Consider the following 25,377-nt stretch of genomic DNA (forward strand, 5'->3'; position numbering starts at 1 on the left):
GCAGGCTTTCAATGTTATATTTTGTTCTCTAAGATGACCGTTCGCTCGACTCCGGCCTTCGGCGTTCAGCCGGGTCAGACGGGTTCATGAGGAAAGTCTATGGCGTCTATCGAGCTCGATCGCGTTTCCAAGCTCTACGGCAATGGCAATTACGGGGTGCATGAGGTCGATCTCACCATTCCTGACGGTGAATTCGTGATCTTTCTCGGCCCGTCGGGATGCGGCAAGTCGACGACGCTGCGGATGATTGCCGGCCTGGAGAGTATCTCTTCCGGCGATCTCCGCATCGGTGGCAAGAGCGTCGCCAATGTCGCGCCGCGCGACCGCAACGTCGCGGTGGTTTTCCAGAGCTACGCGCTCTATCCGCATATGTCGGTGCGGCAGAATATGGCCTTCGGGCTGAAGATGCGCGGCACCGACGCAGCGGTCATCGATGCCAAGATTGCGGACGCCGCTAACCTGCTCGGGCTGCAGAATCTTCTCGGCCGCAAGCCGGCAGCGCTTTCGGGCGGCCAGCGGCAGCGTGTCGCGCTCGGTCGGGCGATCGTTCGCGAACCGGCGGCCTTCCTGCTTGACGAGCCGCTGTCCAACCTCGATGCGCAGCTGCGTGCAGAGATGCGGCTCGAACTCGTCAAGCTGCACCGGCGCCTTGGCCGCACCATCGTCCATGTCACGCATGACCAGGTCGAGGCCATGACCATGGGCGATCGCATATGCATCATGCGCGATGGTCGCCTGGTCCAGGCCGGCCGGCCGCTTGAAGTCTATGCCGACCCGGTCAACACCTTCGTCGCGCGCTTCCTGGCGACGCCGCCGATGAACCTCATTCCGGCCACGCTTCAGCCCGCACCTGGCGAAGGGCTCTCCGTCGTGACCGACAGTGGTGCCGTGCTTACCGTCCCCGCCCGCCACCGCAACGCCTATGGCGAGCGTGTCGGGCGCCGCGTCATTCTGGGCGTTCGAGCCGAAGATTTCCACGAACGCGCCGACAAGCCGGACTGGCAGAAGATTGCCGTACGGGTCGTGGCCGTCGAGGCTCTCGGCGCCGAGAACGTCCTGATCGGCCAGATCGCGGGTCAGGCCACCGGCAAGGATCATGCCCACCCCGCCGGAGACGACAAGCCGTTGGAGATCGCCGCCCGCCTGAGCCGTTATTTCACGGCGCCCGTCGGCTCGATCGTCGAGCTCTACATCGACCCGCTGCCAATGCACCTGTTTGATCCCGAGACCGAACTGGTCATCGCGCGGCCGAGCCTCATGGGGGCCACTCGATGATGGACAGAAACGAACGGCCTGCCTTTCGCCGCCGCTTCGGCCTGCATTTCGGGCTGATTGTCGTTTGCGCCATCGTGCTGCTGCCGCCGCTCTGGGTGCTGCGGACGAGCTTCGTGCCCGAGCAGCTATCCTACAGCAACGAGCTGATGCCGGCCTTTACGACGGACAATTATTCGGCGCTGCTGTCAGGTCGCTTCGGTCAGTCCTACCTCAACAGCCTGATCGTCGCGCTCGGCTCGGTTCTGCTCGCTTTGCCTTTCGCCGCCACCACCGGCTATGCCTTCGCCCGCTTCCGTACGGGCGGTCGTTGGGCGCGCTTTGCCGTTCTGGCGACGCAAATGCTGCCGCCCGTGGCGCTGGTGCTGCCGACCTTCACGCTGTTCCGAAGCCTGGAGCTCAGCAATTCGCTGACCGGGCTGATCATCGTCTATGCCGCGCTCAACCTGCCTTTCCTGACCTGGATCCTGATGGGCTTCTTCGAAGGCATTCCAGTCGATCTGGAGTGGGCGGCGATGACCGACGGCGCGACCGCCTGGGGCGCCTTCTGGCGCATTGTGCTGCCGGTGTCGATGCCCGGTATCGCGGCCGCCGGCGTGCTCGGTTTCATCCTGGCGTGGAATGAGTTTTTGTTTGCCCTGGTTTTGAGCGGGCCGAAGACGGCGACCATACCGGTTGCGCTCGCCGCGTTGCAGACCTCGAACGGCGTCCAGATCGCCAAGGTTTCTGCCGGCGTCGTGCTTGCCATCCTGCCGCTGGTCGTGGCTTCCCGCTTCATCCAGCGTTTCATCGTCCAGGGCTTGACGTTCGGCAGCGTGAAATAGGCCGGCCGCTCCGAGAGCCGACATGGCTCGCTAGCCGGTTAGGAAATCGTGGCGGGATCACCGCCGCGTCCAGAGGGAAAGAGGAGTAGAGAGTTATGACTTGGAACAAGCAGACCTTGATCAAAATGCTGATGACGGCCGTGAGCGGGGCAGCTGTTGTCAGCGCATCGCTTCCGGCCAGGGCGGCTGAGCCCATCACCTTGCACGCCTTGATGGAGGACGTGCCGGAAACCAAGATCATCGAAGCGCTGTTGCCCGAATTCGAGAAGCAGACCGGCATCAAGGTCGAGTTCGAGAAGATCGGCTATCCCGACATGCACGACAAGCTGGTGTCCCAGCTGACCGCGCCGCAGAGCTACTACAATGTGCTCGAGGTCGACTTCCTGTGGGCCGGCGAATTTCCGGCCGCCGGCTGGCTCGCCGATCTGAAACCCTTCGTCGAGAAATCCAAATACGATCTGAGCCCCTTCATTCCCTCGACGCTTGACCTGCTCGGCCGGACCAAGGACCAGCTGTTTCTGGTGCCCATGTACAACTACTCGATGGGCCTCCTCTACCGCACGGACCTGATCGGCGACGAGAAGCTCAAGGCCGCCTACAAGACGGCAACCGGCAAGGAGCTCGCTTTGCCGACGACGCTCGAAGACTATGTGAGGATTTCCAAATTCATGAAGGCCAATGCCGGCGTCGCCGGAGCCGCGATGCAGGGCCAGCGCGGCGATCCCAACAGCATGGAATTCTCCAATTACCTGTTCTCCGCCGGCGGCAGCTATCTCAATGCCGACGGCAAGGCGAGCCTCGACACGGCAGAGGCCAAGAAGGCGCTCGATCTCTATGTCGACAACATCCAGCACGGCGCCCAGCAGGGTGCCGTGTCGGCGACGCTCGATGACACCATGCGCCTGATGTGCAGCGGTTCGGCCTTCAGCATGGTCACCTATTGGTGGATGCTGCCGCAGATGGACGATGCCGTGAAGTGTCCGACGGTCGCCGGCAAGGTCGGCCTGTCAGTGATGCCGGGTGGCCACGGCGAAAGCGGCGGTTGGGGCTGGGGCATTCCCAAGAACACGTCGCCGGAAGAGCAGGAAGCCGCCTGGACCTTCATCCAGTGGGTGCAGAGCAAGGATGTTTCGGTGAAGCGCGCGCTCGAGGGCCACGCGCCCGTGCGCAGCGATGTCTATGCCGATGCGGCGGTGCTGGCGAAATATCCCTTCTACAAGACCGCCGAGGATGTGGTGGCGACCGGCAAGTCGTTCCCGATCTTCACCTATTCGGCGCAATACGAGGATCTGCTCGGTACCCAGCTCTCGCTGGCGGCTGGCGGCCAGGCGACATCGGACGCAGCGCTGAAGGCGGCTTCCGACGGCCTGCAGGGGCTCCTCGATAAATAGCGGTCCGGCTCGGCAAGGAGATCCGGCGCGGCGGTGTCAGCCGCGCCGGATCTTGTCCAGACCCCGGATCCTGACGAGATCAGCAACGCCACCCCGACCAAGGCTCGGCTACGATGCACAATGCGATCAAAAAAGGATGGGCTGCCCGTGGCCGCGAGTGGCGGACCGGCTGGGCCTTTGCCTTGCCCGGCCTGCTGCTGCTGGCGATCGTGATGGGCTTTCCGCTGGCCTATGCCTGCATCCTCTCGATCTCCTCGATGACCTTGATCAAGCCGCAGCTTCTGCCGCTTGTCGGGTTCAAGAATTTCGCCTCGATGATCGGCGATGAGCTGTTCTGGAACGCGCTCTGGCTCACCGTGCGCTATTCGGCGGTGACGGTTGTCGGCGAATTCGTGATCGGGCTCGGTATTGCCCTGATGCTCAACCGGACGGTCCGGATGAAGCCGGTCTATTTCGCGATTCTGACCATTCCCATGGCGATGTCGCCGATCAGCGTCGCCTTGATCTGGCGCATGCTGCTCCAGCCCAATCTCGGCATCGCCAATCATCTGATGGAAACGTTCGGCCTGCCGCGCCTCGACTGGCTCGGCACGCCAGGCATGGCGCTCTGGACGATGGCGGCGATCGACATCTGGCAGCAAATGTCCTTCGTCGTGCTGATCCTCGCCGCGGGGCTCGCCGCTTTGCCGCGAGATCCCTATGAGGCAGCTGAAGTGGATGGCGCACGCGGCTGGCAGCAATTCTTCTACATCACGCTGCCGATGCTTCGGCCGGTCGCGGCGATCACCATCATCATCCAGCTGATCAACGAGTTCCGGACCTACGATCTGCCCTATGTCCTGACCAAGGGCGGGCCAGGCAATGCGACCGAAGTGCTGAGCTTCTTTGCCTATCGCCGTGCCTTTCTCGGCCTTTCGCTCAACGAAGGCGCGGCGGCCGCGTTCGTGCTGCTGCTGATCGTCCTTCTGCTCACCGTGATCTTCTTCGCCGTCCTCGAACGCTCGCAATCGGGAGAGGGCCGGAAGTAGGCTGTTAAGCCTTGAGCAATCTATACGGCCTATCCTGGCTTGCAGATTGTCGAGGGAACATGAAACGCAAGCCGCTTCTGCTTTTCGCCTTTCCGTTTCTCATTCTGGCGGTCCTGGCAGGGGAGCGCGTGGCGACCTTGTTGCTGGGCACCTATCCAGCCAGCCCCACCGCATGGTGGCTATGGCTTGAACTGCGCCCTCTGTCGACGGTGCTTTGGCAGCAGGTCGATGTCTGGCTGGGTGGTTCCATGGCTGTCGACGCCGTCATTCTTGCCGCGGCAGCGATCGTCTGCTGGGTGGCGTGCCACACCAAAAAGTCGGCATTCTCGTTCCTCGCCAACCACGTCGCCTTGATTTTCGCTGGCCTGATGATCGCCGTCGGCAGCCATTCGGAAACGGCGAGCACGATTGCCGAATTCACGTCGCCCAAGGGTCTTCCGTATTCGCTGGCCGTCGATTTCACCTTGAAAAACAGCCTGGTTCTGCTTTTGGGCATCGTGGCCTGTGCCTACTGCCACATCGCCTTCCTCACTGAGGCGCGGGAGCGGTCCGTCCGGGCCATCCGTATCCTGGCGCTGCAGCGCGATCTCTAGACCGATCGCCACCTGCAACCCGCCCGCTCCGGGCTCTGCCGGGTCTAGTTGATCCGGCGGTAATAGACCTTGCCGTCGGGCTGCTGGATGCGCTGGTAGTTGGAGCTTGGAGCAGGGGGCGAGGCCGATGCGATTCTCTTCCTGGGTGCGGGCGCTTCGATGACGCCGGGTTCGCTCGCGCTCTCGCCGTCGAGGGCTTCGGGCGCTTGCGCCAGCGTGCTGGTGGCGAATTCGGACGGTTCTTCCGCACCCGGCATGGCCTCGCCGCCGGCGACCGGCGCATTCTGCCCCAACCGGGCAATGCTGGCATCGATCTCGTTGAAGCTGCCTTGCAGCTGGCTGTCCAGTTTCTCGAAACGGCTCTGGAAGCCGTTGTTGACCGTGTCGAGCCGTGCCGCGATCCGCTGCTCGAACGCGCCGAGCTGCTCCAGCCGCGCTTCGACGAAACGCAGGTCGCTCATGCCCCGATAGAGATAGACCGCGGCCGCCATGTTGATCGCGGTGATCAGAAGCGCGCCACCGGCGACGATGACGCCGATCGTCTTTGCCTTGCTGGGTTTCTCGGCGGCAGCCGATTTGCGCTGTTCCTGGTTTCCGATATCGATCGCCGGCATGTCCGGTTCGCTGATCATCGTCATTGGACCACCACCTTTGCGCCGACCGCGACGCGTTTGAAAAGATCGATCACATCCGTGTTGGTGAGACGAAAACAGCCCGATGTCCCGTCGAAGCCGACACCCGACGGGTCGTTGGTGCCGTGTATGCGGTAGAGCGTGTCGCGCCCGTCCCGCGACAGGTAGAGCGCCCTTGCGCCGAGCGGATTGTAGGGGCCGGCAGGCACCATTTTCGGCAGCTCCGGCTGGCGGGCCCGCATTTCCTGCGGCGGGCGCCACTCCGGCCATTCGGTCTTCGCCCCGACCTTGACGGTGCCGGTCCAGCCGAACCCGTCGCGTCCGACGCTGATCTGGTAGCGCAGCGCCTGGCCCTGGCGGGTCACCAGGTAAAGCGCCTTCTCGTCCTTGCGGATGACGATCGTGCCCGGCTGCTCGGCGGTTCTAAAGGCAACGGCCTTGCGCAGGCTAGGCCCCATCGCCGGCAGCGGCGGCCGCTCCGAAAGCGCCGATCGCGCCTCGGCGAAATCGTGGACGGACAGCGCCAGCGCCACGCCGAGCACGCAGGCGCCGGCGAGCTTTGGGGCGATCCGATATCTATCGGGCAGCGTCATCTAGCCGCTCTTTGAACATCCGCTTCAGATCCTTGTTGAAGCGCGCCCGCCCATCCACCTCGGAAGGCGGGATGGCCCTGTTCAGCGCATCGGTCAGAAGCGCGTTGTCGAGCGCGACCGACTTGATGTGCGGCGCCTTGAAGATCTTCTCGAGCTCGCTGCGCGAAAAATGGTTCCCGAACCATTTGCGCTTGTGCTTGTTGGCGACCAGCGTGATCGAGACGGCATTGCCGCGCAGCTCGCGGATCTTCTTGTAGAGCCGCTTGCCCTGCCGCAGCGACGCGACGTTGAGCTCGAACACGATGAAGATCTCGTCGCTCGTCGACAGCACGGAATTGTGCCAGGGCGTTTCGAGATTGGGCAGGTCGATGACGATGTCGTCGAAGCGGTAGGCGACGAGGTCCAGAAGCCGGAAGACGAAATCGCTGCCATGCGGCTCGAATGGCAGCTGCGGCCGCTCGAACGCGTAGAGGGTGAGGCCGGACGGACGCGACAACTTGATGACATCCATCAGCTCGACATCGAGCCGCTCCGGCTGGCCGATGATGCCGGCAAGGTCGAACTGGTTGAACAGATTGAGATAGGCGCCGCAATTGGCGCTCTGGAAATCCAGGTCGACGAGACAGGTGGACGCCGCGCGCTCGGCCGATTTCGAAGCCAGGAATTCGGCCGCCGACAGCGCCAGCGTCGTGGCGCCCGCGCCGCCGCTGGCGCCGATGAAGGTGATGATCCGGCTCTTCGTTCCCTGGTTGCCGGTGTCGTGGAAGGTCACCGCATTGAGCAGCTCCTTGCCGTCGAGAGGCTTGTGCAGCCAGTCCGAAGCGTTCATGCGCACCAAAACGCGCGTCTGCTCCGAGGTCAGCTCGTCGGAAACCGCAATCAGCGGCACGCTGGCCCACAGCGCGCGCGCCTCGACGATGCCGGGCCTGCCGAGCAGCTCGCCATTGCCGAGATCGAGGATGACGATGCCGGGGCGCGTATCGGCCGGCGGCCCCTTGAGAAAGTCGCTCGTCTCGGAAATCCGCACATCATAGATCGCCAGCGCATCGAGCCGCGTCGCCACATCGCGCTTGAAATTCGGATCCGACGAAAACAGCGCCACCTGCTTGCGCTTGGTCGGCGTCACCTTGGTGTTGATGGCATTCATGGATAGACGCTCTTCAAATCTTCGCCCGTAACCGTGCTCAGCATGGAGGGCATGGTGATGTTTCCGAATCCGAGCAGGCCGCCCAGGAAGAAGAATTGGAAGGGATGATTGGTAATGCTGACGGTAATGGTCGGCACCGGTCCGCTAGGGCGCGTCCAGTAGCCGAGGCCTGAGGCCGCGTATTCGATCCGCACCTGCGATTTCTCCAGCATCGGCAGGAAGTCGAGCATTCCAGCACGATTGGCGGTGCCGTCATAGATCGTATCGAACGCGGCCTGGCTCGCATCCTCGGACTTGCACAAGCCTCCTCCGATACTGCAGCAAGCGACGCCTGCTGCGCTTGCAGTACAGACATAATCATACGTGCCGGCCGACACCGCTGTGCCGACTTTGGTTATATCGCTCTGCGTTAGCGTCTCGGATGGAAGCCCGATGGCGACGGGGGTGGAAATCTGCGCTAGTCTTGCGCCGGCTTGCACCGCTTTGTTTCCGGCGTTCCATTGGTAGAAGGCGTATCCGAAATCGACGAAGCCAAGCAGAAGCGTCAACAGCAGTGGCAGAGCGATGGCCATTTCGACCATTGTCGCTCCGGATTGGTTAGCCCAAAACTTGATGCGCTCCGTCACCATCCAATGACTCGTTCCTGATGGGATACACTGAGGGTCAGGGCCCCAAAGCCAAGATACGACCAGAATCCTACGTCCGGATAAGAATAGGAAGTGCTGACGTCCACGACATCGACTTTGGTCGTGCTGCTGAGATAAAGCTGCGTGCCCGTGGCGGCATCAACCGCGTCAAGCGAGACCGCCTTGGTGATGTCAACCGTCGCTGGAAGCCATCCAGTCACCCGGGCGGTGCCGCTATCGATCGTCCCATAGGCAGCAAGGTTTTGAGCCCGCGCCTTGCAAGTCGCCCAATCGCTGCTGCATCGCGCCATGTAGCGACCCGCATCCTCAACGCCGGCTTCGAGAAGCAGGCGCGTGTTCAGGATGTTGGAGAATTCGAACACACCGGCCGACAACAGCAATACGAGTGGTGCTGTGATTGCGACTTCCACCAAAGCGGCGCCACTTTCGTCGCCTCGGAACCGCCGTATGATTTTGCCGAACCTGATCATTTCGACTCTACCGATACAACTGGGCTTCGTTGCGGAATGCCTTGTCTACAAGGGTGTTGTTAGCAAACCCTCCATCGACGTCGACGATCTCAAGGCTGATGGGCTTCTCGGCCGCCGAGGCGTCCTCATCATCCTTGGTGTTGTCCTGCTTCTGGACCGGCGTGTTGACGAAGACGCTGGCATAGCCCTCTGGTCTGAGCTGGACGTGACCATTGATCTTTGCTTGGTTGGCGATACAGTTGACGATCGCCATGTTGAGAAGGCGGCGATCGGGATCCGACGTCGGGTTGTCCCCCTTATAGCATGATGGAGTGCCGGTTTCCTTAGTCGGCGCCAGGGACTTGTCGGCAACGCGGCCGTTCGCAATCTCGTATTTGTAGACGTCATACCGGGAAGCTGGCGCTGTTTTTGTGCCGGTCGGGTTGGTTGCACTGGGGACGTTGGGGTATGCTGCGCCGTGATTGATCTGCCAATAATTAGTCCAAAAGCCCTGCGATCCTATCGGAAGCGACATACCCGCTTTAGGAACGCCGTAGCTGTCACCTGGTGGGAGGGGAAGCGCCGAGTTGTCTGTAACCGGGTCATACTTGCTGCAGCCGGTCTTCTGACCCTTGCGAATATTGCTGGCCGGCCGATAAGCCCAATCCTTATTATTCTTGTTGAGCGAGCCGCTGTAGAGATCGAACCTCGTGTTCAGACCTGCATTGACCTGTCCCAACGTTACGCCGGTTTTGGTGGTCAGGGCGGATCGGTCGTAACAAGTGCCTGACGTGCCCATCGCTATGGCATCCCGCAGCGAGGACAGATTGTTGTCGATCAGTCCGAAGTTGCCAGGACCAGGATTGTTGTCGACCTTCAGGATGCGGAATTCCCGGCTATAGGTGTCGCCCGAAGCGAATGCCTGCTGGATGGTCTTGCTGGTCAGCGGATCGGTCGTCTCGAACGGATTGCACATGAAGATCGGCACCGTTTCGCAGATCGACTGGACAAATCCGGCAACCGCCTGCGGCCGGATGTCGAAGGTGTTGTTGCTGCCGATAAAGCTTGCCGGAAAGATGGTCGCGAAAGAGCCGGCACCGTCCCCGTCACCGGACGGGTTAACCGTAATCTCGGCGAATGACACCGCTTTGGGGTCGGTGCTTGCCCAGTTCACGCCATTGGCGTCGACGCCGTCGGCGCCTAATGCTATGCTGTCGCTCGCGGGAATTCCGGTCAGGTACTTAATAGTCACGTCAGACAGGGCGAGCGTGTGATCACCTGAGGTGGAAAACTTGGTCGTGTTGCTGAGAAGAGTCGTCGCCGCCAAGTTGGCTCTGGTGATCGAATCCGACCTGCCATCAAGTTCCGCCGCTACAGCAAGTGCAAGCGCATCGGCACCTTTCTGCAAGTCATTATGCAGTCCGTTGGCCCGGCTCATATCGATGGCCAGCAACGCGAAGCCAATGATCACCGGCAGCATGATGGCAACGAGGATCATCGCTATACCGCGTTGATCGTGCCAGAAGGCTCGAATGGTCCCCAACATGACCTTACTCTCTTTCACCTCGCGCCAGAGCCCCTCGCATGCCCGGCGCCCTCCGCATCCTTCCGTTCAGTTCACTGTGTCACACCCGACCCACCGACATTGACCGTGATGGCCGGCGGCGGTGGCGGTGGCGGTGGATATTTGTAGGCTTGGGCAACAGCGGCGGCGCGCGCGCCGTCTCCTTCGATCTTGGTATTCCTTGAGTTCGGATTGAGCGGGTCGACCGTCTGCAGCAGTGAATTGTATTTCTGCGTGTCGCCGGCGGCCAGGGTCACCGTATCGTAGTGATTCAGATAGTCCGCGGCGCAGCCCGATAGCGCACCGGCGCACATAAGGAGGATCAAGCCGCTATTTCTTGACATAGAGCATCTTGTCCTTCGATTTGAAGTCGAGCATGTGGCCATAGGGGCCGGTGACGCCTTCGCCCAGTTCATATTTGCGAACCATGTCCTTGGTCACTTCAAGCTGGCCGAGCACAAAGAATTCGGGATCGTTGGCGGGCCGTGTCTTGTCGAACGGCGTCGCCAACTGCTCGCCGGGCTTCACCGGCCGCACGATGTGCGGCGTGACGATGACGACCAACTCTGTCTCTTCCTTCTGGTTGCTCGAACTGCGAAACAGCGTCCCGATCACAGGCACCTGGCCGAGCCAAGGCACCTGGTCCTGGAGCTTGGTCGTCTTGCTCGACAGAAGCCCGCCAACCGCGAAGCTCTGGCCGTCGCGCAACTCGACGACGGTCGACAGCTTGCGATTGGTGAAGATCGGGTCGCCGGCGGTGGTGAATCCGGTCAGGTCGCTCACCTCCGGCGCCAGCTGCATATGGATCTTGCCGTCGTCGAGTACGACCGGCGTGAACAGCAGATTGACGCCGAATTGTTTGTACACGATGCTTATCTCGCCGTCTTTGTCGAGAGTGCGGATAGGCACTTCCCCACCGGCGTTGAAGCTGGCCTGTTCGCCGGAAAGCGTGGTGAGGTTGGGGTTCGCGAGCATGCGCACCGCGCCTTTGGACTCGAGCGCCTCGATGATCAGATCGACCTTGATGTTGCTGTCGATGACGCGCGTGATCAGCGCTCCGAAGGGCGCCGAGTTGGACAGGAGGCCGCTGAGCAGACCGCCCGGTCCGAGCACGACACCGTCTTCGTCGACGGCAGCAACACCGGTACCGGTACGGGTTGTGCCATCGCCGTTCCTGCTCTTGATCGACACGCCGAGATCGCGGCCGGTGTTGCGCTTGGCTTCGAGCACGCGCACTTCGAGATTGACCTGCTGGCTGTCGTCGACGATGACGGAATTGATGATGGCGTCAGGGCCATATTGCTGCGCCACCGCCATGATTGCCGCAAGCGTGGCTCCATCCTTGACATGACCGCCGAGCCTGACCCTGCCATTGACCGAGCCGACTTCGATGCGCGACTTTGGCGCCACCTGGCGGATCGCCTGCGCCATGTCGCTGACATCGACGCCGACCTCAATCTGGAGGGCGCCGAGCGAGCGCTTGTCCGTGGAGAACAGATTGACCGTGGTGGTGCCCGCGCCCTTGCCGATGACATAGAGTGTGCGGTCGGTCATCGGCTGGGCATCGGCGATCTTCTCGTCACCGACGACGATATCGCCCAGATTGGCACTCACCTGGATCGTTACCGATTGCGACATAGGCAGGAAGATACGATGGACGGCGGGGGTCGACACGTCGATGAAGCGGTCGGCCGCACCTGCCGCCAGGCTCGACAGAAACAGCGCTGCCAAACAGAACAACGCAGCCGCCGCCATCCTTACCCGAAACCCCTGCATCCCCGTCTCCCCACCCGCTGCCGGTGGCAGCTCCGTTTTTATTAGCCGCACCTTATCATGGTTGTCGCGGCACGTCATAGGTCTCGAGCTTCACGCCCCGAAAAACGCCTATCGTCGCCCGCGCCGGTGGCTCGGGCTGCACGTACTTGACCACTTCCTTGACAACTGGTTGCGCCATCGGGACTGGAGCGGGCTTTACCTTGCCCAGTTCGTCGAGACGGCTTCCCACCCGCTCCACTGCCTGGGTCAACCCGGCGATCTTGTCTTCGGCGCGCTTGCGCTCGGCTGCAGCCGCGGCTTCCGCCGCTGCCTTCTTGTCGAGCTCCGCCTGCCTGGCGGCGACGTCTGCCGGCGTTTCGCCGGTCAGGTCGGAAAGTGTCACCCGTTCGGTCGTCTCGCCCTTGTTGGCGGCGGCCTGGCGCAGCGCCAGCGACAATTGGCCGGCCCCTGCCGCCAGTGTCAGCTTCTGCGCATCCCTGGTGCTGGCCTCCAGCGTCACCGACTTCACCACCGTCGGGCTGTCCTTGCTTTCGTCGGCCACCTGGTCGATGGCCAGCACCTTCATGCTCTGCAGCAGCACGTCGACGAAACTCTTATCCGTGCCATCATCGCCGCGCGCCGTGCGGGTGAGTAGAATATCGACTCGATCGCCCGGGAAAACGAAGCCGGCGACGCCAAGCACGTCATTGACGCGGATCGAAACGGCCTTCATGCCTTCGCCAAGCACTGCCGATAGTGTGGCGCGCTGGCCGGGGCCAGTTATTTTGGTAGCGAGAATCGGCTCATTGACGCCGATCGCTTGCAATGCCTGCTTGGCACCGTCGCCAGCTAACAGGTCTTTTGTTGACTTGAATGCCCCGGCTGGAACTGCGCCCGCCGGCCATGCGACTTCGCGCAGTTTATCAGCGCTCAGAGCGTCACCGAACTTCAGCGGCATTGCCGCAACCACGACCGTGCTGCCTTGTACGACGCCCGTTTGTGCCATGGCGCTTCGCTGGCCGGCCAGCCAGATATTGACCAGGACAACCGCCAGGACGCCGAACACCCCGGCGAGCACGATCATGATAAGTGTGTTGGCGCGCATGCCCCAAGCCCCAAGCCCCAATGCGGGATTCGCCCGCTGCGATCGGATCCAGGCCCGGCTCGAACGATCCGGGCCTGGATGTAGTCAGGCGATCAGGAACCAGTGCCCGCAGTCGCGTCACAGGTTCCGACAGCGTCGGCGAGCGCATCGCACAGACCCGAGAATCGAGCATTGACCCACGCTCCGATGGCGATCACTGTCAGGATCGATGCAACGGCAATGATGCCGATAAGGATGGAATATTCGACCATGGCAGCGCCGTTTTCATCGTCGCGGAACTGCCGGGTCATCGTCATGAGCTTGTTCATGTCAATTTCTCCCTTTGGAGGTTGGAACCCGACGAGACAGAGCAAAGGATGAAATCCATACCCAAGCATCCCCCGTCATCTCGATCCTAGGTCCCGAGAAAACGCAGAGTCAAACGAGATTAAGAGTTCCTTAACTTTCATGTACCTGATTCGGCAAGAAGATTGCAAAGTCGAATCTAACCAAGGGCTTGATTCTTTTCATTTTTCAACCGACCTTAACCATTCGTTCACAATTCAGCCGCGGGTGTGGCGAAATTAGGGAAGCATTAGTCATAATGCATATTCTTTTATATCTAAGGGGTTAGCGGCGTTCCCGGAGCGGCTTGGCACCGAAAAACAGACGGACCCAGAAAGCCGGGTCGACGCTCTGACCGCGAACGGGCAGGCATATAAAATAAACACGTTATTTCAGGCTCCTGATCTTAACTATGTAAATAGTATAGGCCGTGCGGGGGGCGTCTGGGCGCTTGTGCCTCCGGTGGTTAACAGTTAGTTTCCACTAATATGAGTCCTAGGGGAGTATAAGCAATTATGCTGGGGCGGTTCATCAAGGGGGCAAGCGAACAGCAGGCAGTGACAAAGGTCGAACCGCCGGCGGTTTCGCCTGTTGCTCAGCCCCTTTCGACCGCCGCTGATATCGAATCGCATGGCGATGATTTTCTGACGCTCAAGGTCGAGATTCATCGCCATTTGATCGATCGGTTCAACCTGACCGCGCTTGAAAGTGCTTCCAAGGGTGAGATCCTGAACGAGATCCGTCCGATCGTCCGCGAGTTCGTTCGAAATCGGAACGTGCCGTTGAACGCACGCGAACTCGATCAATTGACCAGCGACACCGCCGACGAGATGCTGGGACTTGGGCCGATTGAGCCATTGCTCAAGGATGAATCGATCACCGACATCATGATCAATACCCACAAGCGCGTCTTCATAGAGCGACGTGGCGTGATCGAGGAGACGGCGATCCGTTTCCGCGACGAAGCGCATCTGTTGCGCGTCATCAACAAGATCGTTTCGGCTATCGGCAGGCGTGTCGATGAATCGTCGCCCATGGTCGATGCGCGGCTGGAGGACGGTTCGCGCGTCAACATTGCGGTGCGGCCAATTTCGGTGGACGGCCCGCTGGTGTCGATCCGCAAGTTCTCCAAGAATCCTTATTCGCTCGAGCGGCTGATGGCGTTCAACTCTATCCGCCCGCCGATGATCGAGCTGCTGCGGATCGCAGTCCAGGCGCGCAAATCGATCCTGGTTTCGGGCGGCACCGGCAGCGGCAAGACGACGTTGCTCAATGCGCTGTCGAGCTACATCCCCTCCAGGGAGCGGCTGATCACGATCGAGGATGCGGCGGAACTGCAATTGCAGCAGCCGCATGTCGGGCGCCTGGAGACGCGTCCGCCCAATGTCGAAGGTCGGGGTGAGGTGCGCCAGCGCGAATTGCTGAAGAACGCGCTGCGCATGCGGCCGGATCGCATCATCGTCGGCGAGGTGCGTGGCGAGGAAGCCTTCGACATGCTGCAAGCGATGAACACGGGCCATGAAGGCTCGATGACCACCATCCACGCCAATACGCCGCGCGATGCGATCTCGCGACTCGAGCAGATGGTCGGCATGGCCGGCATGCCAATGACGCATGATTCAATCCGCGCGCAGATCGCGTCCGCCATCGACATCATCGTGCAGACACAGCGTCTTTCGGACGGCGGCCGGCGCGTCACCTCCATATCGGAACTGACCGGTATGGAGGGTAATGTCGTCCAGCTTCAGGAAATCTATCATTTCGTCCGCCGTGAGGTCACGGCCGAGGGCAAGGTCATCGGAGACTTTCGCGCAACGGGTGTCCGTCCGCGCTTCGCTCCGGAGGCCGCGACGCTTGGCCATCATTTCGCCAAGGACGCCTTTAATCCGCAGGTTGCCCTCTGATGCCGACGGGTCAAGCTCTGCTCTACTTCATCTACATGCTGGCGGCGGCTTCAGTCATTCTCGCCGGCGAAGCCCTTTATCTTTCCTTTGCCGGCCGCCGCTCCCGGTCCATGGCGGTCAATCGCCGGCTGAAGCGGCTCGCCGGCGAGGTCCCGGCTGAACAGACTTTACAAGGGTTGCTTCGAGAGCGCGGTCTCACGGACTCCGGCGACTTTCTCTTTGGTATGGTCTGGTTGAACAGGCTCTATACCCAGTCCGGTATCACCGGGAATCCCCTTACCTTCGCCGCGACGTTCCTGCTTGCCGGCCTGGCGATGGCATTGCTGCTGGCGTTCCTTTTCAATTTCTCCACCTTGGCATCGCTCATTGTCTTTGTGGTCGTGGGGTTGGTCTTGCCGCTTCTGGTCCTCCGGCGTGCGCGTAACAAACGAATCCAGAAGTTTGCCAAACAGCTGCCGGATGCGCTCGATATGATCGTTCGTTCTCTGCGTGCCGGGCATCCCGCTTCGGTCGCGATCGGTCTTGTCGGGCGCGAAATGCCGGATCCGCTCGGCACCGAGTTCGGCATCGTCTCCGATGAGATCACCTTTGGCCTCAGCATCGAGCAGGCCGTGCGCAAGCTTTCGCAGCGTGTCGGCTTCGAGGGTCTTCAGCTGCTGTCGGTATCGTTGTCGATCCAGGCCAAGACGGGCGGCAATTTGACAGAAATTCTGGCCAACCTTTCCTCGGTCCTGCGTGAACGGCAGAAATTGCGAATGAAAATCAGGGCGCTTTCGGCCGAAGGTCGCGTCTCCGCTTGGATCATCTCCTTGTTTCCTATTGTGATGTTCTTCACACTTCAAATTCTTGCCCCAGCCTATTACGGCGGCGTCTGGGGCAACCCGCTCGTCTTCCCGATATTTTTGCTTTTTGGGTTGTGGGCGCTGCTTGGTGACTTCATCATGTATCGGATGGTTACTTTCGATTTTTGACTGGGAGCGCGAAAGAAATTGTTTTCGAACATTCAGGACCTGGGCTTTTTTGTGTCTATTGCCGTCTTTGTGGCGGCGGTGTCCTTCTTCCTGTTCGGTGCGCTTGTCTTCTTGCCGGCTCTGCAAACACGAAAGCTCGTCGCGCAGAGTCTGATGGGCGAAGGAATTACGGACCGCCGATCCATGCTCGGACAAGACCAGCTTGCCAAGCTTGCGGCCCAACGGCCGGTCGATGCCTACTTCAAGTCGATCGAGAAGGAGCGGGAAGAACCAAACGCCCTGGAAGCGAAGCTGTTTCGCGCCGGCTTTTATCAATCAAGCGCACCGCTGATTTATACGCTATGCCGCCTGGCCGCGGTCTGCGTCGGTTTTCTGGCGATGTATGCACTCCTGTCGCGGGCTCTGCCGCCGCACCTGCCGGGTTTCATCACCCTTGCCGGTTCTGCCCTGTTCGGCCTCGCCTGTATCGTGCTTCCGGCCATTCTGCTCGACCGTTTCGAGAACGGCCAGAAACAGATCTATCGCCGGGCTTTCCCCGACTTCATGGACATGATGATCACCTGCGCCGATGCCGGCATGAGCCTGGAGGGGGCAGTCGAACGCGTCAGTCATGAAATGGCTGGCACCCACAAGTGGCTGGGAATACAGCTGTCGATCATGAATTTGCAGTTGCGTGCCGGCAAGCCGTTGCGGGAAGCGCTACGCGAACTCGCTGACCGCATCGGCCTCGACGAGGCGCGGGCTTTGGCCGTGCTGTTCCGCCAATCGGAAGAACTTGGCACCAGCCTTACCGATGCCTTGCGTGTTTATAGCGCCGAAATGCGCGGGCAACGAATTCTGAGTGCAGAGGAACGCGCCAACTCTCTGCCGGTGAAGATGATGATTCCCTTGGGGCTGTGCATCTTCCCGGTCGTCATGATGGTGATAATGTTGCCGGTCATCATCCGGATGAAAGGCATTTTCTTCTAGTTTGGTATATGATTTGATCCTAATGTGAGTCGGGGGCCCAGGGGACACAATTTATGAAGAGGGTTATCGCGGCCGCGGCCTGTCTGCTCATGGCGGTGTTTGCCGGTTGCCAGACGGCGGACGTAACCGACGGTGTCGTTCGCACCAACGAGCCGTCGAAAGGCGACGTGACGTCTTTTGGCGATGCTTTCGATGGGCTGAAGACGGTCAGCGATGTCGAATACTATGCCTCGGACCAGGCCGTCGCCGAAGCCAAGAACCAGTTCCGTGCCGAGAATTACGGCAATGCCGGCGCGCTGTTCTTCAAGGCGACGCAGCTGGCGCCCAATGATGGCAACGCCTGGATGGGACTGGCCGCCTGCACCGACCGGATCCGCCGCTTCGACCTGTCCGACAAGGCCTATGCCAAGGCATTCAAGCTGGTCGGCGCGACGCCCGAATATTACAACAATGTCGGCTATTCCTACCTGCTGCGCGGCAAGCTGCAGGACGCACGCTCGAACTTCCTCAAGGCTTACGAATTGGCGCCCAACGACCCGACCGTCGCCAACAATCTGAAGCTTTTGTCGTCAAGCGTGCAGAACGTCGAGCGCTAGCATGCTGCTCGTCGAAGCTCTGTTGCTGAAGGTGCTCGCCATCCCTCTGCTGGCAAGGATTGGCTGGATCGACTTCAAGACGCAGAAGATTTCCAATCGCGACGTGCTGCTGCTGCTCTGCCTGGGCGCTGGAGGCCTGCTGCTGCTGTCGCTCCAGTCCGGCTCGTGGTGGGACATGGGACTGAGCGCTCTCGCCGGACTTCTGCTGTTCGTCGCGCTCTTGCCCTTCTGGGCCTTGCGCAAGATCGGCGCCGGCGATGTCAAGCTGCTGGCAGTCGTGCCATTCCTGATCAGCGGCGGCGCTCTCGCGGTGTTTTCAGTGCTGCTTCTGGTTTTCGCCTTGGCAACCGCAGTCATCGTGAAAAACCCGTTCATGCTGCCGGCGGGCGCTTTTCGGCTTGTCGTGCAGCATCTGGACCGCAAGGGCGTGGTGCCGTTCGGCGTGCCGATCGCGCTCGCCGCGATCTGTACGCTGGCGTTCCTGATCTACAGGAGTTTGATGGTCGCGAGCAGCTCTGGAATCCTCAACCAGCTCAACTGACCCTGACATCTTACGCGGCTGAATTTGACTCGCGGGAGATTGACGGAGCATCAAACGAAAACCCGCCTGTGCGGCGGGTCACGGCGCAACTTTGCACCATAGCCAAAAATGTACCATAGCTGAGGGCAGGGTGTCAAGAAAAAATTCCTATCGTGAAACGCTGCCGGCGCCGCGGCGCTCCGTTCAGTCCCGCAGCAGATCGAACATCAGCTTGAAGAAGCGGTCCGCGTCGACCTCATGGGCGATGCGGGCATTGTCCTTTTCACCGCGCTCGCCCCAGTAGTCGGCGATGGTCGCGCCGAAGGCGTAGGTGCCGGACAGATCGACGCCGATATGGGCAGGGCGCGTGCGCACCAATGTCGGGTCGATGGCCAGTGCAAGTGCCAAGGGATCGTGCATGGCGCCGCCGACGCCCATCGAGTTGCGGTGCAGCTTCTCGTAGAACAGCAGCCAGTCGTTGACGAGCCGGCCGAGCGGCGTGTCGATGGTGGCGAGTTCGGCATATTGCGGCGCCTCGATCAGCACCTGCATGGTGACGTCGAGGCCGACCATCAGGATCGGCACGCCGCTGTCCAGGACGATCTTCAGCGCCTCGGGGCCGCAGAACGCGTTGAACTCGGTCGGCGTGATGATCTCGCTCTTGCGGTAGAACACGCCGCCCATCCAGATCAGCTCCTTGATCTTGGGCAGCACGTCGCGATGCTTGAGGATCATCAGGCCGATATTGCTGAGCGGGCCGGTGGCGACGACCAGGATCGGTTCGGGCGCGGCGCGCAGTCTGTCGGCCAGGAAATCGACGGCGTGCTGGTCAACCGGCTTGATCGTCGCCTGCGGCAGGTAGGGCGAGCCCTCGAGCCCGCTTGGTCCATCTGCGGTGCCGAGCACCAGCGGGCGCGCCAGCGGACGGTGACAGCCCTGCGCGACAGGCACGTCGCCGGCGCCGATATACTCCAGGATGCGCAAGGCATTGGCGGTCGTCTTCTCGACTTCCGCATTGCCGCAGGTCGTGGTGACGCCGAGTAGCTCGATGGCCGGCGAGCGATGCGCCATGACCAGCGCGATGGCGTCGTCGTGGCCGGGATCGCAGTCGAACAGGATAGGAGTTGGCTTGGTCATCATGTCGTCTTTCACGCCGCCCGCTCGTAGCGCGCTATGGTTTTCTTGAAGCCGTCGAGGAAACGCCGGCCGTCGAGGCCGGTACAGATGCGGGTGGTCTTGGGCCCGCCGCCGGGCAGCAATTGCCGGCCGCGATAGGCGACGGTCTGGCCGCGCGCCAGCCGGCCGTCGAGCACGACGTCGGCGAACAGCGGCTCGGTCATCGTCGCCAGGCCCGGATCGAAAGCCAGCGCCACGGTGATCACGTCGTCCATCGGGAACCCGACGAGGTCGAAGAATTCGCGCCAGATGTCGATGTAGATCGGAAAGCTGTCGGCGATCATCTCCAGGACGGGATTGTCCCTCGCGACGGCCTGCATGTCGGCGATGTCGTCGCGTGTCAGCATCGAATCGGCGACGCGGTTGTCCTCGCAGATGTCGAGCGGCACGAGGATCTTCTCGACATCGGCGTTGAGCACGATGCGCGAAGCCTCCGGATCGGCCCAGATGTTGTACTCCGACAGGGGTGTGATGTTGCCCGGTGTCTGGAAATTGCCGCCGAGCACGATCAGCCGCTTCAGTGCAGCGGTCAATCCCGGCTCCTGCAACAGCGCCATCGCCGCGTTGGTCAACGGGCCGGTCGTCACCAGCGTGATCTCGCCCGGATTGGCCATGACGGTGCCGATGATGAAATCGACTGCGTGTCCTGACGTCGCCTGCCGCACCGGCGTCGATGCCGGCGGGTTGAACTTCTTCAGGCGATCGCCGAAACGGGCGACAAGCCGCTTTTCGAAATGCACCGGCGCCTCCATGTCGGCCTTGGCGTTGCCAACGATCGGCCGCCACGCGCCGGCGTGAACCGGGATATCGTCACGCCCGGCGAGCGTCAGCGTGTTGAGGACGACGTTGGTGACCTGCTCGATCGGGCCGGCCGCACCGGTCACGGTGGTCACGCCCTCGAGCCGGAGCCTCGGATTGACCGCTGCAAACAGCACGGCGAGAATATCGTCGCCGGCCGAATCCACGTCGAGGATTATGCGTTCCATAGAGGTTCCTTCACTGGGGATTTTTGCCGCCGGGTTCAGTGTTCTTGTCTACCGACAGCAGCTTACGCATCGATTCCAGCGTCTCCGCGATAACCCTTGGACGCGCCCGGTAGGACAGCGCGAACAATGCGATCAGCGCGACGACATAAGGGACGGTGAGAACCAGGTAGGACGGATAGCCGAACGTCTGCAGGCGCAGCGAAAAAGCATCGGCGAAGCCGAACAGCAGGCAACCGGCCAGCACCTTCAGCGGATCGCCATTGGAAAAGATCAGGATCGCCACCGCCATGAAACCACGGCCCGAAGACATGTTTTCCGTGAACATGGTGATGTAGCCGAGTGACAGATGAGCGCCGGCGAGGCCCGCCAGCAATCCGCACAGCAGGGACGCGATGTAGCGGACGCGGGTGATCGAGATGCCGAGCGCCTCGGCGGCTTCCGGCTTTTCGCCGACGACGCGGATATAGAGGCCGAGCCGCGTCCGCTTGTAGCAGACGACCAGCAGCGGCACGGCGATGAAGGCGACATAGACGAGCGGCGTGAAGCCGGAGATCAGCGGCGCCCACGAGCCGAGAAGGTCGCGGGCACCGGGCAGCTGGACTTTCGGCAGGCCGACGATGCCGTGACCGACGATCGAACCGCGCGTGCCGAAGATCGCTTTCATCAGCGAGATCGTCATGCCGCCGGCCAGGATGTTGAGCGCCAGCCCGACGACCACTTCATTGGCCTTGAAGCTCACCACCAGGACGGCAAAAACCAGGGCGAAGACGAGCGCCGCCACGACGCCGCAGGCGACGCCCGCCAGCGCGGAACCGGTCCAGATCGAACCAAGGACGGCGAAGAAGGCGCCGACCAGCATCTGCCCCTCGAGGCCGATGTTGAAGATGCCGGCCTTGGTGGTGAACGAGCCGCCAAGCGCGACCAGAAGGATGGGCGCGGTGGTGCGAAGCGTCGCCGCGATCAGCGCGACGTTGATGAGCTTGTCTAGAATTTCCATCGCCGCTCCCCTGCCTGGCTGTCGCCGCGCTTTCTCACCAGCACCTGGGCCGAGACGCTGAGGATGATCAGCGCCTGGATCACGGTGATGATCTCGCGTGATGCGCTGGTATCGACCTCGAGCAGCAGCGATCCGTTGCGCAGGGCGCCGAAGAACAGTGCGGTGAAGACGGTGGCGACAGGCGAGCCATTGGCAAGCAGGGCGGCGATCAGCCCGTCGAAGCCGAAACCGGGGGCAAATCCTTCCATGAAGCGGTGATGGACGCCGAGCGTCTCGACGCCGCCGGCCAGCCCGCCGACGGCCCCTGAAAGCAGCAGGACCAGGAAACCCTGCCGTTTCACGTTGACGCCGCCATATTCGGCGAATTTCGGCGCCGAACCGACCATCGTGACGCCGTAACCCCATTTGGTGTAGCGGAAGACAAGGGCTGCGCCGACCGCCAGCACCAGGCCAATGACCAGGCCCCAGTTCAACCGCGAAAAGGTGAAGATCTCCGGCAGATAGGATGTCGCCAGGATCGGCGGCGTCTCCGACCAGCCACCCGGCCGCTTGAACAGGAAGATGGTGAAATAGGAGGTGAGCAGCACCGCCACGTAGTTCGACAGGATCGTCGAGACGACCTCGTTGGTGTTGTAGCGGGCGCGGAAGTAGGCGGGGATGGCGACCCAGGCCGCGCCTGCCACGACCGCCAGCGCCAGTGCTGCCAGCGTGTGAATGCCCGCGGGCAGGGGCATGGCAAAGCCGACCCAGGCGGCGGCGAAACCGCCGAGGAACAGCTGGCCCTCGATGCCGACGTTGAACATGCCGCCGCGCAAGCCGATGCAGGCGGCGACACCGCAGATCAGGATCGGCGTCGTCTGCAGCAAGGTCCCGGCGATCTTCTCCTGGTCACCGAAGGCGCCGCGCAAAAGTGTCATGAACACACGCAGCGGGCTTTCGCCGACCATGAGGATGATGATCGCGCCCATCAGCAGTGCCACGCCGATGGCAATGACCTGGCCGGAAGCGGCACGCAAATGGTCTCTCATGATGCGGTCTCCGCGGCGAATTCCGGCGCGGCCACGCCTGCCATCATCATGCCGATGCGCTCCTCGTCGGCATCGTCGCCGGCGACCTCGCCCATGATCCGCCCGTTGAACATCACCAGGATGCGGTCGGCAAGGGCGGCCAGTTCGTCGAGCTGCACGGAAATCAGCAGGATTGCGCGGCCGGCGGCGCGCTGGCGCATGATCTCGTCATGAATGGCCTCCTGGGCGCCGATGTCGACGCCGCGCGTCGGCTGGTCGATCAGCAGGAAATCGGCGCCATTGGTGAATTCGCGTGCCAGAACGACCTTCTGGATATTTCCACCCGAAAGCCGCTTGACGGCATCGCCCGGTCCCCGCGCGCGAATATCAAAGTCCTTGATCAGCGTTTCGGCGTTTTGATTTATGGCATTCCAGTTGAGCATGCCGCCGCGGCTCCATGGCGCGCGATGCTGGCGGCCCATCAGGGTGTTGGCCGCTATCGAAGCGTTGCGATCGACCCCGCGCACCATGCGGTCGCCTGGAACATGGGCGAGGCCTGCCTGGCGGATCGCGGCGGGGGAGAGAGCGGTGAGATTCCGGCCCTTCAGCCACGCCCCGCCATGGCTTGCCGGTCGCAGGCCCGAAAGCACTTCCGCCAGCTCTGTCTGCCCATTGCCGGCCACACCCGCGATCCCCACCACCTCGCCGGAGCGGACCGTGAAACTGGCATCGCGAAGGGCCGGCAGCAGGCGATCGTCGCGCGCCCACAGGTCCTTGACTTCGAGCACCACGTCGCCGTGCAGCGACGCACGCGCCCGGCGGTCGAAGCTGACCTCGCGGCCGACCATCATGTGCACCAACTCGTCCTTGCTGAGCTCGGCCGTCGGCCGGGTCGCCACCTTCCTGCCATTGCGCAGCACCGTCACCGTGTCGGACACTTCCATCACTTCTTCCAGGTGGTGCGAAATGAAGATCACCGTCATGCCCTCGGCCACGAAGCTGCGCAGCGTCTGGAACAGCTCACGGCTCTCCTGCGGCGTCAGCACGGCGGTCGGTTCGTCGAGGATGATGGTGCGCGCGCCGCGCACCAGGACCTTCAGGATTTCGATGCGTTGCTCTATGCCGACCGAGAGCAGCCCGACGCGCTCGGTCGGATCGACCTGCAAGCCGAAGCGCTTCGACAGTTCGCGCGTGCGCTCAACCTGTGCAGCGTGGTCGATCAGCCCATGGCGACGGATTTCCATACCGAGAAAGACGTTGTCGGCAACCGAGAGCGAGGGAACCAGCTTGAAATGCTGGTGAACCATGCCGAGGCCGGCCTTTATCGCCACGGACGGGTCGGCGATCACGATCTCTTCACCGTTCAGCCGGATCGAGCCTTCGTCCGGCTGCAAGAGGCCGAACAGGATGTTCATCAGCGTCGTCTTGCCGGCACCATTCTCGCCGATGATGGCGTGGATCTCGCCGCGGCGGACCGCAAGGTCGATGCCGTCATTGGCGACGAATGCGCCAAAACGCTTGGTGATGCCAGTCAACTCGACGGCCATCGCGGCATTGCTGTGGAGGGTCGGCGACCCCGGCGTGTTCGACAACGTGGCTCTCGCAGATTGGACACTGATCCGCCGCGGCACGCCGCGGCGGATCAGTGTAGCGCTTTCTTGGGAGGGAGGCGCTGTTGTTGGCTTATTTTGCCTTGGCGATCACGATCTTGCCGTCAACGATGCCCTTTTTGATCTCATCGAGCTTGGCGGTCATCTCTGCCGGGATCTTGGCGGCGATGTCATCGCAGACCTTGACCTCGACACCGCCCGAGGCGAGGTCGAAAGTGCGGGTGCCGGCGGTGATCTTGCGGCCCTCGACCTCGTCCTTGATCAGCGTGTAGACGGCGATGTCGCCGCGCTTCAGCATGCTGGCGAGCACATTTCCGGGAGCCGAGCCGCACATGTCGATGTCGACGCCGATCGAATATTTGTCGACCGCGGCACTTGCCTGCATCACGCCTTCACCCGTCGGGCCGGCGACGTTGTAGACAATGTCGGAGCCCTGGCCGTAAAGCGCCTGGGCAAGTTCGCTTCCCTTGGCCGGGTCGTCGAAGGTTCCGGCGAAGACGGAGTTTACCTTGACGTCGGGCGCGGCATATTTAGCGCCTTGCTCGTAGCCGCCCAGGAAGTTGCGGATCACCGGGATATCTCGGCCGCCGACAAAGCCGATCGCCTTGCCGTCGCCGATCTTGTCGAAGGCGGTGCCCTTGGCTTCGATCATGCCGGCAAGCGCGCCGGCGACGAAGGATCCCTGCTCCTCGGCGAAATTGGCGTAGATCATCTTGGGGTTGTCGAGGACGCCATCGATGAACACGAAGCGCTGGTCAGGATATTCGGCGCTGACCTTTTGCAGCGAGTCCACCAGCTCCCAGCCCATCACGAAGATGAGGTCGTACTGTTTGCCCTTGGCAAGATTCTCGAACTGCTGCTGGTAGTCGAGCGCGCGATTGCCGGTGTCGACCAGCTTGAGGTCGATGCCGAAATCGGTCTTGGCCTTGTTGAGGCCGTTGACGATCGAAACGCCGAAGCCCTGGGCAAAATATCCCGAGATGGCGGCCACGGAAACCTTGGCCTGTGCCGCGGCCGGTCCGAACGAAATGGCAAGCATCGTGCCGGCCAGAAATAAACTCTTGAGCGCCCTTTTCATGTCATTCCCCTTCAGCTTTTTTCAGCTTTTGAAGCCACGCTTTGACCATCCCCACGTGTCCGCCGGGACAACGGCGAGTTCGTTGATGGTCATATGAGTTTAGGAGCGGCTTAACAGGCTGTCAATCGTCATCCGATGCAGTTTTCTTGGCCCTTCGCCCACTTGCTCGACGTCTGCGCTTGACAAATGTCCATGGGCATAATTGTTGATACTCTAATGAGTTTTTATGAACGACGGGA

General features: G+C 61.6%; 26 protein-coding genes. 10 read left to right on the forward strand and 16 right to left on the reverse strand.

Going from position 1 to position 25,377, the window contains the following annotated elements:
• Positions 1 to 99: 99 nt before the first annotated feature.
• The 5 genes from NKI99_RS04905 to NKI99_RS04925 all read left to right on the forward strand — a co-directional run bounded on the left by NKI99_RS04905 (position 100) and on the right by NKI99_RS04925 (position 5,108).
• On the forward strand, positions 100 to 1,275 hold the full coding sequence (locus NKI99_RS04905) for an ABC transporter ATP-binding protein (protein ID WP_352440768.1): 1,176 nt from the start codon (positions 100 to 102) through the stop codon (positions 1,273 to 1,275).
• Positions 1,272 to 2,096 carry a carbohydrate ABC transporter permease gene (locus tag NKI99_RS04910; protein WP_081734746.1) on the forward strand — a complete coding sequence of 275 codons (825 nt, stop codon included), beginning with the start codon at positions 1,272 to 1,274 and terminating at the stop codon, positions 2,094 to 2,096. Before NKI99_RS04905 ends, NKI99_RS04910 begins: the two co-directional genes overlap by 4 nt.
• Positions 2,097 to 2,191: 95 nt before the next feature.
• Positions 2,192 to 3,487: an ABC transporter substrate-binding protein gene (locus tag NKI99_RS04915; protein ID WP_352609949.1), complete on the forward strand. Its 1,296-nt coding sequence runs from the start codon at positions 2,192 to 2,194 to the stop codon at positions 3,485 to 3,487.
• Positions 3,488 to 3,600: 113 nt separating this feature from the next.
• Positions 3,601 to 4,515: a carbohydrate ABC transporter permease gene (locus NKI99_RS04920; RefSeq protein WP_128302633.1), complete on the forward strand. Its 915-nt coding sequence runs from the start codon at positions 3,601 to 3,603 to the stop codon at positions 4,513 to 4,515.
• A 59-nt stretch (positions 4,516 to 4,574) separates the two neighbouring features.
• Positions 4,575 to 5,108: a hypothetical protein gene (locus tag NKI99_RS04925; RefSeq protein WP_352555009.1), complete on the forward strand. Its 534-nt coding sequence runs from the start codon at positions 4,575 to 4,577 to the stop codon at positions 5,106 to 5,108.
• Positions 5,109 to 5,152: 44 nt separating this feature from the next.
• Here the strand turns inward: NKI99_RS04925 and NKI99_RS04930 are convergent, their stop codons facing one another.
• The 10 genes from NKI99_RS04930 to NKI99_RS04975 form a co-directional block, all read right to left on the reverse strand.
• Positions 5,153 to 5,746, reverse strand: coding sequence for a hypothetical protein (locus NKI99_RS04930; RefSeq protein WP_352609950.1), 594 nt, complete (start codon positions 5,744 to 5,746; stop codon positions 5,153 to 5,155).
• The gene (locus tag NKI99_RS04935; RefSeq protein WP_352609952.1) at positions 5,743 to 6,333 is read right to left on the reverse strand and encodes a L,D-transpeptidase; all 591 of its coding nucleotides are present in this window, start codon (positions 6,331 to 6,333) and stop codon (positions 5,743 to 5,745) included. The genes NKI99_RS04930 and NKI99_RS04935 overlap by 4 nt, the downstream gene beginning before the upstream one ends.
• Positions 6,317 to 7,480, reverse strand: coding sequence for a CpaE/TadZ family protein (locus NKI99_RS04940; RefSeq protein WP_352609953.1), 1,164 nt, complete (start codon positions 7,478 to 7,480; stop codon positions 6,317 to 6,319). The genes NKI99_RS04935 and NKI99_RS04940 overlap by 17 nt, the downstream gene beginning before the upstream one ends.
• The gene (locus NKI99_RS04945) at positions 7,477 to 8,061 is read right to left on the reverse strand and encodes a TadE/TadG family type IV pilus assembly protein (RefSeq protein ID WP_352609954.1); all 585 of its coding nucleotides are present in this window, start codon (positions 8,059 to 8,061) and stop codon (positions 7,477 to 7,479) included. The genes NKI99_RS04940 and NKI99_RS04945 overlap by 4 nt, the downstream gene beginning before the upstream one ends.
• 41 nt (positions 8,062 to 8,102) lie before the next feature.
• Positions 8,103 to 8,597: a TadE/TadG family type IV pilus assembly protein gene (locus NKI99_RS04950; RefSeq protein ID WP_352609956.1), complete on the reverse strand. Its 495-nt coding sequence runs from the start codon at positions 8,595 to 8,597 to the stop codon at positions 8,103 to 8,105.
• A 7-nt stretch (positions 8,598 to 8,604) separates the two neighbouring features.
• A complete protein-coding gene (locus NKI99_RS04955; RefSeq protein ID WP_352609957.1) occupies positions 8,605 to 10,122 on the reverse strand; it encodes a TadE/TadG family type IV pilus assembly protein in 1,518 nt (505 codons plus the stop codon).
• Positions 10,123 to 10,193: 71 nt separating this feature from the next.
• A complete protein-coding gene (locus NKI99_RS04960) occupies positions 10,194 to 10,466 on the reverse strand; it encodes a hypothetical protein (protein WP_352609958.1) in 273 nt (90 codons plus the stop codon).
• A gap of 4 nt (positions 10,467 to 10,470) precedes the next feature.
• A complete protein-coding gene (locus tag NKI99_RS04965; RefSeq protein WP_352609959.1) occupies positions 10,471 to 11,916 on the reverse strand; it encodes a type II and III secretion system protein family protein in 1,446 nt (481 codons plus the stop codon).
• Positions 11,917 to 11,971: 55 nt separating this feature from the next.
• The gene (cpaB, locus tag NKI99_RS04970; RefSeq protein ID WP_352609960.1) at positions 11,972 to 13,000 is read right to left on the reverse strand and encodes a Flp pilus assembly protein CpaB; all 1,029 of its coding nucleotides are present in this window, start codon (positions 12,998 to 13,000) and stop codon (positions 11,972 to 11,974) included.
• 92 nt (positions 13,001 to 13,092) lie between these two features.
• The gene (locus NKI99_RS04975; RefSeq protein ID WP_352609961.1) at positions 13,093 to 13,308 is read right to left on the reverse strand and encodes a Flp family type IVb pilin; all 216 of its coding nucleotides are present in this window, start codon (positions 13,306 to 13,308) and stop codon (positions 13,093 to 13,095) included.
• A gap of 531 nt (positions 13,309 to 13,839) precedes the next feature.
• Here NKI99_RS04975 and NKI99_RS04980 point away from each other — a divergent pair.
• From NKI99_RS04980 to NKI99_RS05000, 5 genes are read left to right on the forward strand one after another with little or no spacing between them, the layout of a single operon-like run.
• Positions 13,840 to 15,228, forward strand: a complete 1,389-nt coding sequence (locus NKI99_RS04980) for a TadA family conjugal transfer-associated ATPase (protein WP_352609962.1) — start codon at positions 13,840 to 13,842, stop codon at positions 15,226 to 15,228.
• A complete protein-coding gene (locus tag NKI99_RS04985) occupies positions 15,228 to 16,199 on the forward strand; it encodes a type II secretion system F family protein (protein ID WP_352609964.1) in 972 nt (323 codons plus the stop codon). Before NKI99_RS04980 ends, NKI99_RS04985 begins: the two co-directional genes overlap by 1 nt.
• Before the next feature lie 18 nt (positions 16,200 to 16,217).
• Complete coding sequence (locus NKI99_RS04990; RefSeq protein ID WP_352609966.1) at positions 16,218 to 17,168, forward strand: type II secretion system F family protein; 951 nt, start codon at positions 16,218 to 16,220, stop codon at positions 17,166 to 17,168.
• A gap of 53 nt (positions 17,169 to 17,221) precedes the next feature.
• Complete coding sequence (locus NKI99_RS04995) at positions 17,222 to 17,764, forward strand: tetratricopeptide repeat protein (protein WP_352609968.1); 543 nt, start codon at positions 17,222 to 17,224, stop codon at positions 17,762 to 17,764.
• Position 17,765: 1 nt separating this feature from the next.
• Complete coding sequence (locus tag NKI99_RS05000; protein ID WP_352609970.1) at positions 17,766 to 18,305, forward strand: prepilin peptidase; 540 nt, start codon at positions 17,766 to 17,768, stop codon at positions 18,303 to 18,305.
• A 183-nt stretch (positions 18,306 to 18,488) separates the two neighbouring features.
• On the opposite strand, the gene NKI99_RS05005 is transcribed toward NKI99_RS05000, so the two are convergent.
• From NKI99_RS05005 to NKI99_RS05030, 6 genes are all read right to left on the reverse strand, one after another.
• Positions 18,489 to 19,424, reverse strand: coding sequence for a nucleoside hydrolase (locus NKI99_RS05005; RefSeq protein WP_352609972.1), 936 nt, complete (start codon positions 19,422 to 19,424; stop codon positions 18,489 to 18,491).
• Positions 19,425 to 19,432: 8 nt separating this feature from the next.
• Positions 19,433 to 20,446 (reverse strand): nucleoside hydrolase, encoded by a 1,014-nt coding sequence (locus NKI99_RS05010; RefSeq protein ID WP_352609974.1) that lies wholly within the window; start codon positions 20,444 to 20,446, stop codon positions 19,433 to 19,435.
• 10 nt (positions 20,447 to 20,456) lie between these two features.
• Positions 20,457 to 21,443 (reverse strand): ABC transporter permease, encoded by a 987-nt coding sequence (locus NKI99_RS05015; RefSeq protein WP_352609976.1) that lies wholly within the window; start codon positions 21,441 to 21,443, stop codon positions 20,457 to 20,459.
• Positions 21,431 to 22,471 carry an ABC transporter permease gene (locus NKI99_RS05020; protein ID WP_352609978.1) on the reverse strand — a complete coding sequence of 347 codons (1,041 nt, stop codon included), beginning with the start codon at positions 22,469 to 22,471 and terminating at the stop codon, positions 21,431 to 21,433. The genes NKI99_RS05015 and NKI99_RS05020 overlap by 13 nt, the downstream gene beginning before the upstream one ends.
• A complete protein-coding gene (locus tag NKI99_RS05025) occupies positions 22,468 to 23,997 on the reverse strand; it encodes an ABC transporter ATP-binding protein (protein WP_502905103.1) in 1,530 nt (509 codons plus the stop codon). The genes NKI99_RS05020 and NKI99_RS05025 overlap by 4 nt, the downstream gene beginning before the upstream one ends.
• Before the next feature lie 136 nt (positions 23,998 to 24,133).
• Positions 24,134 to 25,138 carry a BMP family lipoprotein gene (locus tag NKI99_RS05030; protein ID WP_013530296.1) on the reverse strand — a complete coding sequence of 335 codons (1,005 nt, stop codon included), beginning with the start codon at positions 25,136 to 25,138 and terminating at the stop codon, positions 24,134 to 24,136.
• Positions 25,139 to 25,377 lie beyond the last annotated feature (239 nt).

It is taken from the genome of Mesorhizobium sp. M0239 (assembly GCF_040321815.1).
Lineage (GTDB): Bacteria > Pseudomonadota > Alphaproteobacteria > Rhizobiales > Rhizobiaceae > Mesorhizobium.

Excerpts from the sequence above, each read along its gene's own strand:
- NKI99_RS04905 (WP_352440768.1), top strand. The coding sequence starts at position 100 with ATGGCGTCTATCGAGCTCGATCGCGTTTCCAAGCTCTACGGCAATGGC.
- NKI99_RS04910 (WP_081734746.1), top strand. The coding sequence starts at position 1,272 with ATGATGGACAGAAACGAACGGCCTGCCTTTCGCCGCCGCTTCGGCCTG.
- NKI99_RS04915 (WP_352609949.1), top strand. The coding sequence starts at position 2,192 with ATGACTTGGAACAAGCAGACCTTGATCAAAATGCTGATGACGGCCGTG.
- NKI99_RS04920 (WP_128302633.1), top strand. The coding sequence starts at position 3,601 with ATGCACAATGCGATCAAAAAAGGATGGGCTGCCCGTGGCCGCGAGTGG.
- NKI99_RS04925 (WP_352555009.1), top strand. The coding sequence starts at position 4,575 with ATGAAACGCAAGCCGCTTCTGCTTTTCGCCTTTCCGTTTCTCATTCTG.
- NKI99_RS04930 (WP_352609950.1), bottom strand. The coding sequence starts at position 5,746 with ATGACGATGATCAGCGAACCGGACATGCCGGCGATCGATATCGGAAAC.
- NKI99_RS04935 (WP_352609952.1), bottom strand. The coding sequence starts at position 6,333 with ATGACGCTGCCCGATAGATATCGGATCGCCCCAAAGCTCGCCGGCGCC.
- NKI99_RS04940 (WP_352609953.1), bottom strand. The coding sequence starts at position 7,480 with ATGAATGCCATCAACACCAAGGTGACGCCGACCAAGCGCAAGCAGGTG.
- NKI99_RS04945 (WP_352609954.1), bottom strand. The coding sequence starts at position 8,061 with ATGGTCGAAATGGCCATCGCTCTGCCACTGCTGTTGACGCTTCTGCTT.
- NKI99_RS04950 (WP_352609956.1), bottom strand. The coding sequence starts at position 8,597 with ATGATCAGGTTCGGCAAAATCATACGGCGGTTCCGAGGCGACGAAAGT.
- NKI99_RS04955 (WP_352609957.1), bottom strand. The coding sequence starts at position 10,122 with ATGTTGGGGACCATTCGAGCCTTCTGGCACGATCAACGCGGTATAGCG.
- NKI99_RS04965 (WP_352609959.1), bottom strand. The coding sequence starts at position 11,916 with ATGCAGGGGTTTCGGGTAAGGATGGCGGCGGCTGCGTTGTTCTGTTTG.
- cpaB (WP_352609960.1), bottom strand. The coding sequence starts at position 13,000 with ATGCGCGCCAACACACTTATCATGATCGTGCTCGCCGGGGTGTTCGGC.
- NKI99_RS04975 (WP_352609961.1), bottom strand. The coding sequence starts at position 13,308 with ATGAACAAGCTCATGACGATGACCCGGCAGTTCCGCGACGATGAAAAC.
- NKI99_RS04980 (WP_352609962.1), top strand. The coding sequence starts at position 13,840 with ATGCTGGGGCGGTTCATCAAGGGGGCAAGCGAACAGCAGGCAGTGACA.
- NKI99_RS04985 (WP_352609964.1), top strand. The coding sequence starts at position 15,228 with ATGCCGACGGGTCAAGCTCTGCTCTACTTCATCTACATGCTGGCGGCG.
- NKI99_RS04995 (WP_352609968.1), top strand. The coding sequence starts at position 17,222 with ATGAAGAGGGTTATCGCGGCCGCGGCCTGTCTGCTCATGGCGGTGTTT.
- NKI99_RS05000 (WP_352609970.1), top strand. The coding sequence starts at position 17,766 with ATGCTGCTCGTCGAAGCTCTGTTGCTGAAGGTGCTCGCCATCCCTCTG.
- NKI99_RS05005 (WP_352609972.1), bottom strand. The coding sequence starts at position 19,424 with ATGATGACCAAGCCAACTCCTATCCTGTTCGACTGCGATCCCGGCCAC.
- NKI99_RS05010 (WP_352609974.1), bottom strand. The coding sequence starts at position 20,446 with ATGGAACGCATAATCCTCGACGTGGATTCGGCCGGCGACGATATTCTC.
- NKI99_RS05015 (WP_352609976.1), bottom strand. The coding sequence starts at position 21,443 with ATGGAAATTCTAGACAAGCTCATCAACGTCGCGCTGATCGCGGCGACG.
- NKI99_RS05020 (WP_352609978.1), bottom strand. The coding sequence starts at position 22,471 with ATGAGAGACCATTTGCGTGCCGCTTCCGGCCAGGTCATTGCCATCGGC.
- NKI99_RS05025 (WP_502905103.1), bottom strand. The coding sequence starts at position 23,997 with ATGGCCGTCGAGTTGACTGGCATCACCAAGCGTTTTGGCGCATTCGTC.
- NKI99_RS05030 (WP_013530296.1), bottom strand. The coding sequence starts at position 25,138 with ATGAAAAGGGCGCTCAAGAGTTTATTTCTGGCCGGCACGATGCTTGCC.